Source organism: Phyllobacterium sp. P5_D12 (assembly GCF_054049495.1).
Map to the genome: position 1 here is coordinate 1 of NZ_JBFUMG010000974.1, position 1,035 is coordinate 1,035.

Consider the following 1,035-nt stretch of genomic DNA (forward strand, 5'->3'; position numbering starts at 1 on the left):
CTTCTAGCCCGTTCTGAGTGACATTGGTGCGAAGCAAATCGAAATTGCGCGGATCCGGTTCGACACTGACGATGCGGGCGAACTGTCCGCTCAGGGCAAAATAGATGGTTTGAGTGCCGATATTTCCGCCAAGCTCAAGCAGCGTGGTGCCTTCGCGCAGCAGACGGCGCTCCTTTAAAATGCCAAGCAGCCGATCCACATGCTCTCGCTCGAAGTGGCCCTTCCGGAAAATTTTCTTGCCGATATAATCGCCGGGCGAAAAACTCATGATGTGATCGCCACAATCGAGCGTCATCGTTTGAACACGGGGGCCAAGCGAATTGATCAACAAATTCCGACCGTAGCGGGTGTCGAAAAGCCTGGAAGCCAGATTATTTCTGGCTTTTTGGAGATGGCGGCGGATCGATTTTGTGTCCAGCATTGATTGAGCCCTACCCAACATCACTCCTAGCTCAATCCTGAGACATGTAAAGCCCGGACTCGTTTTGGTCAGTTGCCAGGGTCAGACAAACCTCGCAGTCGATTCCTGGTGAATGATATAAACGCGCAGTGGTTCGGCCCGGCCGCGAATTGAGATTTCCTGGCTTTCGAGATCGGCAGTGTCCGAACCCGCCAACTGGATAGTTGGTTCCGAGACCACCAGCGTGGAATCCAGCTCCTTGGCGATTGTTTCCAGTCGGCTGGCAACGTTGACCGTATCCCCGATGGCAGTGAGGTTCTTCACGTTGCCGTATCCCATCGCACCCACAATGGCTGGACCGCTATGGATGCCGATTGCAACACGAAGCGGCATGGAAAGTTCGGAGGACAGTTCATCATTGAGCCGTTCTATTTCGCTGACGATCTTGGCAGCTGCTTTGAGCGCATTACGGCAGGCGTCTTCCGGAGAACCTCTCAAGCCGAAGAGTGCCATGGCGCCATCGCCGATGAATTTGTCGAGACGTCCACCAGCGCGCTCGACGGCCTGACCGACAATGGCAAAATAGCGATTGAGCAGGAAGACGATATCGTAGGGAAGCTGAGCCTCGGTAAGCA

1 protein-coding gene and 1 pseudogene are annotated in these 1,035 nt (G+C 54.4%); both read right to left on the reverse strand.

Going from position 1 to position 1,035, the window contains the following annotated elements:
• Window positions 1-421: pseudogene (locus tag ACXJ5O_RS28090) on the reverse strand (FkbM family methyltransferase); the annotation flags it as partial.
• An 81-nt stretch (window positions 422-502) separates the two neighbouring features.
• On the reverse strand, window positions 503-1,035 hold a 533-nt coding region (locus ACXJ5O_RS28095; RefSeq protein WP_457302777.1), incomplete at its 5' end, for an adenylate/guanylate cyclase domain-containing protein.